Origin of the sequence: Flavobacterium sp. (assembly GCF_035456085.1) — a bacterium.
Lineage (GTDB): Bacteria > Bacteroidota > Bacteroidia > Flavobacteriales > Flavobacteriaceae > Flavobacterium.
This window is the reverse complement of the sequence record NZ_DATIDY010000009.1, coordinates 1-9,840: the sequence shown is the minus strand read 5'-3', so window position 1 is coordinate 9,840 and position 9,840 is coordinate 1. Positions and strand designations below refer to the sequence as shown.

Here is a 9,840-nt window from a genome sequence, read left to right as displayed (position 1 = left end):
GCCTTTTGTTTTGCGGTTCTAAAACGGTTCAAATAGCCAACAGAAACTGGCATATCTTTCAATCTTTCGCTAAAAGTTCTATAATGTTGATAAGCCAAAATAGTCGTGGGAACCAAAACCGCTACTTGTTTGCTATTATCTACAGCTTTGAAAGCTGCTCGAATCGCAACCTCGGTTTTACCAAATCCTACATCACCACAAACCAAACGATCCATTGGGCGTTCGCTTTCCATATCGGCTTTGACTTCCTGCGTAGATTTGATTTGGTCAGGTGTGTCTTCATAAATAAAAGAACTTTCCAATTCGTTTTGCAAATAACTATCAGGTGCAAATTGAAAGCCTTTTTCTAATCTTCGCTTCGCATACAATTGAATCAAATTGAATGCAATATTTTTGACTCTTGCTTTGGTCTTTTGTTTTAAAGCTTTCCAAGCATTTGAACCTAGTTTATATATTTTGGGCGGCGTTCCATCTTTTCCGTTGTATTTTGAAATTTTATGCAGGGAGTGAATGCTCACATACACAATATCATTATCAGCGTAAACCAGTTTTATTGCTTCCTGCGTTTTACCTTCAACCTGAATTTTTTGTAAACCTCCAAACTTTCCAATTCCGTGATCAATATGCGTTACATAATCGCCAACAGATAAAGACGTAAGTTCTTTTAAAGTTAAATTTTGCTTTTTGGAATAACCATTTTTGATACTGAATTTATGATAGCGCTCAAAAATTTGGTGATCAGTATAACAACAAATTTGGTTTTCCTGATCTATGAAACCTTGGTACAAAGGCAACACAATCGTCTTGTATTGCTTTCTAATATTCTCAGAATTGGCTTCGTCTAAAGATTCAAAAATATCATGAAAACGTTTCGTCTGAGCTTCATTTGAACAAAACAAATAATTTTGGTAGCCATTAAAATGATTATCACTCAAATTATTCATCAACAAATCAAATTGTTTATTGAAAGACGGCTGTGGCTGAATGTGGAATTCAAATTTTTTAGTGATTTTGAAAATAGCTTTAGAACTGAATTCAACCACCGAAAAATCCAAAGCGCGTTGAACAAATGCCTTTTGATTCAGGAATAATTGCTCTGGAGTAGCATGCTTTATATCTTTGGAAAGTTTTTCATAGGCTTCTTCGGCTTTGCCAAATTGCTTGTCCAATTCGTATAAAAGATTCTCTGCATTTTGAAAAAACAAAACTGTTTTTTCATTGATATAATCTAGAAAACTCTCTCTGTTTTCCTGAAAAATTTTATTCTCAACATTAGGAATAATGGTGATTTTTTTCTTTTGTTCCAATGACAATTGGGTTTCCACATCAAAAGTTCTGACACTCTCCACTTCGTTGCCAAAAAACTCTATTCGGTATGGATTGTCATTTGAAAACGAGAACACATCGACAATTCCACCGCGAACGGAAAACTCTCCAGGTTCAGTAATAAAATCAACTCGCTTGAATTCGTATTCAAATAAAACTTCGTTCAGAAAATCAATCGAAATTTTATCGCCAACAGTAACTTTCAGCGTATTTTTATCCAAATTTTGTCTGGTAACTACTTTTTCAAAAAGCGCCTCTGGATAGGTAACAATGACTGCAGGCTTCTTGCGGGAATTGATTCGGTTCAAAACCTCAGCGCGAAGTAAAACATTGGCATTGTCAGTTTCTTCAATTTGGTACGGACGGCGGAATGAACCCGGATAAAACAGTACATCCTGCTCGCCTATCATTTGTTCCAAATCATTCAGATAATAAGCAGCTTCTTCTTTATTATTCAAAACCACCAAAAATGGAAGTTCTGCCTTCTTAAAAATCGACTGAATTATAAAGGAAGTTGCCGATCCCAGCAAACCTTCCAAATGCATTTTTACCTGATTATTCGCCTGTAAACCAGCTACAATCTGAGCCGTTTTGGGAGATGAATCATAAACCGAATATACTGTAGCTTTACTCAACGTTGTACTCCGTTTGGATTAATATTATTACTCGGACTAACTGGGCTAATAGGCATTGGCGAATTTCCAGATGGAATTGCTCTTGAAGTATCTCTAATCATTTGTAACAATTCAGATTCTCCAGCCTCCATTGGGATTTTGTTTTTTTCAACAATCTTATCCATTTGTCTTTGTAGAGAGACGAGTTCAATATTTATTTCAGCTACGAGTTTCGTTACTTTTTTATCCGAAATATCATTAAGATTGATATACAAATCCAACATTTGCACTTGGGTAATCAAAGTTGCAATTCGGCTTCTTATTTGTGGCGTGTCAAATTGAGGCGGGATATTCATATTCAAAGCCATCGCTTTTTTGGTCAGTGCTTTGGATTTCTTTTGAAAATCAGTAATTTTTTTTGATGGTTTAGCCGCCAATTCTGCCATAAATTCTTTCCATTGTGGCCAGGTCGAAATAGTCGCCTCAGAAGTCTCATTGATTGGAAAATCAAAGAATTCCCATCCCTTTTTTATATTGGCAAAAATTGTTTCTCTTTTTTTCGCATCTTTCATCTGATCGGCAAGACGTTTTTCGTTATTAGTATTATCACACGAAAATTGCATCAAAATCACCAAAAAAAGTAGCGCTAATCTATTGTTCATTTTCCAAATTATTTGAACCACAAAGTTACAAAGTAAATTTACAATACCGAATTTCGATATTAGAATAACAATCTGTTGGCAATTCTTCTTTTTAACTGAATTTAATCATTCCAAAAAAGCCCAGATATTTGATTATTGAAAAACAATTGTGATTTTTATAACTTTTTTAGCAAAATTGTGATATTTAACGAAATCGTTATCTTTGTTTCTCTAAAGTAACCAATATGAATCCAAAGATCTTAATAATAGGCGCTTGCGGTCAGATAGGCACCGAATTGACTCACCAACTCCGAGCCCTTTATGGAATCGATAATGTAATTGCCTCTGACATTCGAAAATTAAATAATGAGGTTGTCAATTCAGGACATTTCGAAGTAGTCAACGCTTTGGATTTTAATCAAATCGAACATTTAGTAGAAATTCATCAAATTACCGATGTCTATTTAATGGCTGCTTTACTATCAGCAACAGCCGAAAAAAATCCTGCCTTTGCTTGGGATCTGAATATGAATTCACTTTTTCATGTCCTGAATTTGGCAAAAGCCGGAAAAATAAAAAAGGTATTTTGGCCTTCGAGCATCGCAGTTTTTGGATCAACAACTCCTAAAGAAAACACGCCTCAATACACCATTATGGAGCCCTCGACAGTATATGGCATTAGTAAACAAGCTGGCGAGAGATGGTGCGAATACTATCATAATATTTTTGGTGTCGATGTTCGTAGCATCCGTTATCCGGGATTGATCAGTTGGACGACTGAACCTGGCGGAGGAACTACAGATTATGCTGTAGATATTTATCACAAAGCCATTAGCGATGGAAAATATGAGTGTTTTTTAAATCCTGAAACCAAAATGCCAATGATGTACATGGACGATGCCATAGCCGCGACCATCAACATTATGAAAGCGCCGAAAGAACAAATTAAGATTCACTCGTCATATAATCTAGCCGCAATGAGTTTTACTCCTGCCGAAATTGCTGCCGAAATCAAAAAACACATTCCTGAACTCGAAGTAACTTACAATCCTGACTTTCGTCAAAAAATTGCCGATAGTTGGCCAGCCAGTATCGATGACACTCAAGCCAGAGCAGACTGGGGTTGGAATCATAGATTTGATCTGGAAACAATGACTTCTGACATGCTAAAAAATCTAAAACCACAATACCAAACCGAATTATAGTTTCGAAGACTAACCATTGATTAATTATTTGGGCCTGACCCGATGAGAAAAGGAGCTTTAGTTAGCTCCTTTTCTCGTCCGGGTTGAGCTGAATGTCATTAAGATAAGGATTTCTTGAGAAGATTTAATAAAGATAACTCTCGCAAAGTCGCAGTGACGCAAAGAAATACGTTCCAAACTTTGCGTCACTGCGCCTTTGCGAGACCAATTAAAGCTTAACTTAATGACATTGGGGTTAGGCTATCCATGCTACTTGGGTAACTTATTTAGCTATTCATCAACAATAAAAATTCAGCAAATTCTGAACTTACTACAAGTCAGCAAATAAAACTGCTCACATATAACGTTTGAGTAATTATCATCTTTGTTTTTTGTGATTTCTATAAGCCTTTTTAAGAGCGTTTTAGTTAAATTGCAGCCGGAAACAATGAGTACGAATATGTCAGAAACAAATGAAGAAAAATGTGCTGAAAGGGCAAGATTACAATTAAGAACAGATAATAAAGGTTGGAAAAAATGGGGTCCCTATTTAAGCGAAAGACAATGGGGAACCGTTAGAGAAGATTATTCTCAAAGTGGTTATGCGTGGGGAAGCACTACTCATGACATGGCACGCTCCAAAGCATATCGATGGGGAGAAGAAGGAATAGGAGGAATTTCAGATAATAAGCAACATGTTTGTTTTGCTTTTGCTTTTTGGAACCACAAAGACAGAATCCTAAAAGAACGTCTTTTTGGCTTAACGCCAGCCGAATCCAATCACGGGGAAGATGTCAAAGAAATCTACTATTACCAAGATGCTACGCCAACCCACTCTTATCAAAAAATGCTGTATAAATATCCCCATGCAGTTTTTCCATACGAGAAATTAATTGAAGAGAGTAGAAAACGAAGCCGTCAGGAACCTGAATACGAAATACTCGATACAGGGGTTTTTGACAAAGATGAATATTTTGACATCACTATCGAATATGCCAAAGCCGATGAACAAGATATTCTAATTAAAGTTACAGTAGAAAACCGCTCCAAAACTACTGCTCCCATTACAGTATTGCCTACTATTTGGTTTAGAAATACCTGGAGCTGGGGTTATGAAAATTACAAACACAAACCAACTTTAACAGGAATAGGAAATTCTCATATAGAAGTACAACACCGATTGGTTGGAAACTTCAATTTGTATGCTGAACATTCCAAAGAATTTTTGTTCTGTGACAATAAAACAAATTTTGAAAAATTATATAAATCTCCTGCTCAATCGCTCTATGCCAAAGACGGAATTAATGATTATATAATTCATAATAAAAAAGATAGCGTAAATCCTTTGTGCACAGGAACAAAAGCAGCTGTGCATTACGACGACATCATTCCTGGTCATGGCAAAAAAGAATTTCGTCTCCGTTTTACCAATACAACACCAGAAGATGCTTTTGTAGATTTTGATACTATTTTCCAAAAAAGAATTAACGAAGCAGATGAGTTCTATGATGAAATTCAGGAAGGTGTAAAAGACGAAAAATTAAGATCGATTCAGCGACAAGCTTACGCTGGAATGCTTTGGACCAAACAATGGTATTACTACAATGTTTTTGAATGGCTAAAAGGAGATCCATCGACTCCAAAACCAGAAAAATCCAGGATGGAAGGAAGAAACAGTACCTGGAAACACATGTATACTTCAAACATTCTCTCGATGCCTGACAAATGGGAATATCCTTGGTTTGCAGCATGGGATTTGGCGTTTCATACATTGCCATTGGCGAGATTGGATCCAGATTTTGCCAAAAGACAATTATTGGTCATTTTACGCGAATATTACATGCATCCCAACGGACAAATTCCTGCTTATGAATGGTCATTTTCGGATGTAAATCCACCTGTACACGCTTGGGCAACCTGGAAAGTATATGAAATTGATAAAAAAGCCAATAACGGAGTTGGTGACACCATTTTCTTGGAAAGGGTTTTCCACAAATTACTGCTGAATTTTACTTGGTGGGTCAATTTGAAAGATGCCAATGGCAATAATATCTTTGGAGGAGGATTCCTTGGGATGGATAATATTGGAGTATTTGATCGCTCCTCTGATATAGCATCTGGTCATAATTTAGAACAAGCCGATGGTACAGGCTGGATGGCGATGTATTGCTTAAATATGTTGCGTATTGCCTGCGAAATATCACTCAAAAATCCAGTTTATCAAGATATGGCATCAAAATTCTTTGAGCATTTCTTGCAAATTTCTGGAGCATTACAAGCCTTAGGAGAAAACCAATTAAGCCTTTGGGACGAAGAAGACCAGTTTTATTATGACATGCTTCATAAACCAAATGGTGATGCAGAATTGTTGAAGATTCGTTCGATGGTGGGATTAATTCCTTTATTTGCCGTAGAGGTATTGACACCTGAATTGCTTGAAAAATTACCTCAGTTTAAACGTCGTGTGGAATGGGTTCTGAAAAACCGTCCAGACTTAGCCAGTTTAATTTCGAGTTGGTACAACCCAGGGAAAGGAGAAACGCGTTTACTCTCTACTCTTAGAGGTCATCGTATGAAAATGATCCTCAAACGTATGTTTGACGAAAAAGAATTTTTATCCGATTTTGGAGTGCGTTCTTTGTCTAAATATCACAAAGAGCACCCTTATAAATTTAACCATCATGGAGAAATTATTCAGGTAGATTATACTCCGGCCGAAGCCACAGGCGATATGTTTGGAGGAAATTCCAATTGGAGAGGTCCAATTTGGTTTCCAATGAATTATTTGATTTTGGATTCTTTAGAAAAATTTCATGAATATTACGGAAAAGATTTCAAAGTAGAATACCCAACAGGATCAGGTAATTTGGTTAATTTAAAGGAATCTGCCGAAGGCGTCGCCAAACGATTACTGACATTATTTGTTCCCAATAACGATAAAAAAATTCCAATGTATGGGGAATACAAAAAATTTCAGGAGGATCCGCTTTTCAATAAAAACCATTTGTTTTTTGAATATTTTGATGGCGATAACGGAAAAGGTTTAGGCGCTAATCATCAAACAGGCTGGACAGGACTTATTGCTGAAATCATCAGACATTTGCATGAAGAAATTGATTTTAATGTGACAGCAGCAGATGGCAGTTAAAGTTAGCTGACAATAATCTAGTAATTATAGTTAACTAAAAGGCTCATTTAAGATATATTTTAAATGAGCCTTTTTGCAATATCTCCTTAACAATGTCTTTTTTCAAAAGCACATTATAAGTTAACCACAACTTTCCCTACTGTTCTCCCTGTTTGTAATTGCAAATGAGCTTTCGACATTTCATCAAATGAAAATGTTTTTGAAACGTGTGATTTCAGAATTCCTTTTTCCAATAAATCAGCGATAATAGTCATGTCTTCTCCAGAAGATTTGACCAAAACGAACGATAAATCGACATTTTTATTTTTTGCCTTATCCAAATATTCCTGTGGAATAGCACTTGACGGAATGGTTACAATTTTGCCACCGCTTCGGGTACTTTCTATTAATTGTTCTATACTATTGCCTGCAACCGTATCGAATACAAAATCAACATCAGAAAGTTTTTTAAAATCTTCTGTTGTATAATCAATGTGCTGGTCTGCTCCATTTTGCAATACAAAATCTTTGTTTTTTGATGATGATGTACCAATTACATAAGCACCTAAATATTTGGCTATTTGTGTGGCATAATGCCCAACTCCACCTGATGCCCCGTGAATTAAAACTTTATCGCCTTGTTTGATATTTGGCTTTAATATTTGCCAGGCAGTTAAAGGAGCCAAAGTCGCGGCAGCAGCTTCCTGATGTGAAATAGCATTGGGTTTTAATGTTAAGTGAGAAGAAGGAACCGCCACAAATTCGGCATAAGCGCTTCCATTACCAGGAAAATTAGCCATTCCAAAAACCTCATCACCTATTTTGAAGTTCACAACTTTTGAGCCTGTTTTTTCAATTACTCCAGACAAATCCCATCCTAAAGTTACAGGTCGCTCCGAACCAAAAAGCCATGATAAACTCCCTTCGCTGGCTCTTGATTTGCAATCGACAGGATTGACACTCAATGAAGCTACTTTTACTAATACTTCATCCTCTTTAATTTCAGGAATTGGTGCATCTATATATTTCAGATTATCCACACTTCCAGCTTCATGTAAAATAATTTTTTTCATTTCTATTTTTTTTAAGTTCAATAATCAAAAGTAAAACTTTAGTATCTTTGTAGCAAGTAGGTACTTTATTGTGTCTTACATACTAAAAAGATACTAATGACTGTTTTCAGTACTTTAAAAGCTATAAAAAAATGAAAAAAAATTTAGATTATGATTCCTGTACCGAGATTTCGTGCTCTGTAGACTATGCTTTCAGAAGAATAGGCGGAAAATATAAGGGTCGGATTTTATGGCATTTAAGCCTTAAAAATGTATTGAGATATGGTGAACTTCGCAAAACGCTTTCGGATGTTACACCAAAAATGCTGACTCAAACATTGAGAGAACTGGAAGAAGATGGTTTAATAAATAGAAAAGTATTTCACGAAGTACCGCCAAAAGTGGAATACACTTTGACCGAAATTGGAGCCGAACTTATTCCGTTTATTAGTCATTTAAAATCGTGGGGAGATAAACAAAGAGCAAATGGAAATTCGAAAGTTGAGAATAAAAAACTGACTGTTTCTTAAGTGCCCTTCGGCTGGGTGAGGGATCGCAGCAATCCGCCACAGCGGAGCGGAGAGCCCGACAGCTTCTTGATAAATGGGCGAATAACCGCAAAGAGAATTTGCCCATTTATCAAGAAGGTGGCACCTCCTAATAATTATAATTCATTAAATAATATTGTTTAGCTGATGACAATTTTCTTTCCAGTTTCGGCAGCTTTATAAATGGCGTTGATCACTTTTATGTCTTTTAGACCTTCTTCGCCTGTTATGTGATTTGGTAATGGTTTGTTTTCTAAAATTAACTGGCATATTCCATCCAACTGGGCTTTTTGTTGGTTTATAACTGGAAATTGCAATTCTTTTTCAGAGGTTTTACCTTTAAATGGGCCGTAGCTTAATGCCGGGCTTAATTCAAATGAACCTTCGTCGGCAGCTGCATAGAATCGGTCAATATTAAAACCGCAGGATGTGCTGCAATTGGCAACGGCACCGCTAGGAAATTCCATTTGCCAAGTGATGCTCTCTTCGGTTTCTGAAAATCGGATTTTATCATTAACTGTTCCAAATTGAGCGGTAACAGCGATTGGTTCTTCACCCAAAACATAGCGACTTGCCTGAATGCAATAAATTCCTAAATCCATTAACGGACCTCCGCCCGATAATTTTTTGTTTAATCGCCATTCATTTCTGTCATTTTTATCTACAATCGTAGTTTTATCAAGCGTATCATAGGTTTTATATCCAAGTCCCGCGTCGATAAATCTTACCTGCCCGAAAACTTTTTGCTGTCCTAATCTTTTAATTTCCAAATGGGTTGGCTCATAATGCAAACGATAACCAATCGCCAATTGTACTTTGTTATCGTTGCAGGCTTTTATCATTTCTTCACAGTCTTTGACAGTGACTGCCATTGGTTTTTCGGTGATTACATGTTTACCTGCTTTGGCTGATCGGATTACAAAATCTTTATGCAGTCCATTTGGAACAACGACGTACACTAAATCTATATCCTTGTTTTTTTTTATTTCGTCGAAATTCTGATAGTTATAAATATTTTTTTCTGGAAGGTTATATTGCTTTTTCCACTTCTCCGCTTTGGATGGAGTTCCTGTAATGATTCCGGCGAGATTACAATATTGTGACGCCACAATTCCATCAGCTAGCATGGAAGCGTAATTTCCTAAACCGCATAAGGCTATATTTAATTTTTTACCAGTGTATGGTTTTTCCTCTTCGGTCATAGTCATGAACGACGGAAGACTTGTAACCACAATCGATGCGCCAACACCCAGACCAAATTTATTAACAAACGAACGTCTTGAAATATTTTCCATAATTATTAATTGATTTTCAAATAAGTAGTCTTTGTATTCTATGAAACGTTACA

7 protein-coding genes are annotated in these 9,840 nt (G+C 36.3%); 3 read left to right on the top strand and 4 right to left on the bottom strand.

Translation table 11 applies throughout. The annotated features are described in order from the left end of the window. Together VLC96_RS00675 and VLC96_RS00670 are read right to left on the bottom strand one after the other, a co-directional pair. Positions 1–1,871, bottom strand: a 1,871-nt coding sequence (locus VLC96_RS00675; RefSeq protein WP_414655554.1) for a CarD family transcriptional regulator, incomplete at its 3' end; no start/stop codon positions are given. An 86-nt stretch (positions 1,872–1,957) separates the two neighbouring features. Beyond that, positions 1,958–2,602, bottom strand: coding sequence for a hypothetical protein (locus tag VLC96_RS00670; RefSeq protein ID WP_325260054.1), 645 nt, complete (start codon positions 2,600–2,602; stop codon positions 1,958–1,960). A gap of 224 nt (positions 2,603–2,826) precedes the next feature. Between VLC96_RS00670 and VLC96_RS00665 the strand changes: the two genes are divergently transcribed. Together VLC96_RS00665 and VLC96_RS00660 are read left to right on the top strand one after the other, a co-directional pair. After that, the gene (locus tag VLC96_RS00665; RefSeq protein ID WP_325260052.1) at positions 2,827–3,786 is read left to right on the top strand and encodes an L-threonine 3-dehydrogenase; all 960 of its coding nucleotides are present in this window, start codon (positions 2,827–2,829) and stop codon (positions 3,784–3,786) included. 427 nt (positions 3,787–4,213) lie between these two features. Further along, a complete protein-coding gene (locus VLC96_RS00660) occupies positions 4,214–6,913 on the top strand; it encodes an MGH1-like glycoside hydrolase domain-containing protein (RefSeq protein WP_325260051.1) in 2,700 nt (899 codons plus the stop codon). 113 nt (positions 6,914–7,026) lie between these two features. Here VLC96_RS00660 and VLC96_RS00655 read toward each other — a convergent pair whose 3' ends face one another. After that, positions 7,027–7,965, bottom strand: coding sequence for an NADP-dependent oxidoreductase (locus VLC96_RS00655; protein WP_325260049.1), 939 nt, complete (start codon positions 7,963–7,965; stop codon positions 7,027–7,029). A 131-nt stretch (positions 7,966–8,096) separates the two neighbouring features. Here VLC96_RS00655 and VLC96_RS00650 point away from each other — a divergent pair, with 131 nt between their 5' ends. Then, a complete protein-coding gene (locus tag VLC96_RS00650) occupies positions 8,097–8,474 on the top strand; it encodes a winged helix-turn-helix transcriptional regulator (protein WP_325260048.1) in 378 nt (125 codons plus the stop codon). Between the two features lie 158 nt (positions 8,475–8,632). Here VLC96_RS00650 and VLC96_RS00645 read toward each other — a convergent pair whose 3' ends face one another. Next, positions 8,633–9,787, bottom strand: coding sequence for a Gfo/Idh/MocA family protein (locus tag VLC96_RS00645; RefSeq protein WP_325260047.1), 1,155 nt, complete (start codon positions 9,785–9,787; stop codon positions 8,633–8,635). Positions 9,788–9,840 lie beyond the last annotated feature (53 nt).

Excerpts from the sequence above, each read along its gene's own strand:
- VLC96_RS00670 (WP_325260054.1), bottom strand. The coding sequence starts at position 2,602 with ATGAACAATAGATTAGCGCTACTTTTTTTGGTGATTTTGATGCAATTT.
- VLC96_RS00650 (WP_325260048.1), top strand. The coding sequence starts at position 8,097 with ATGAAAAAAAATTTAGATTATGATTCCTGTACCGAGATTTCGTGCTCT.
- VLC96_RS00660 (WP_325260051.1), top strand. The coding sequence starts at position 4,214 with ATGAGTACGAATATGTCAGAAACAAATGAAGAAAAATGTGCTGAAAGG.
- VLC96_RS00645 (WP_325260047.1), bottom strand. The coding sequence starts at position 9,787 with ATGGAAAATATTTCAAGACGTTCGTTTGTTAATAAATTTGGTCTGGGT.
- VLC96_RS00655 (WP_325260049.1), bottom strand. The coding sequence starts at position 7,965 with ATGAAAAAAATTATTTTACATGAAGCTGGAAGTGTGGATAATCTGAAA.
- VLC96_RS00665 (WP_325260052.1), top strand. The coding sequence starts at position 2,827 with ATGAATCCAAAGATCTTAATAATAGGCGCTTGCGGTCAGATAGGCACC.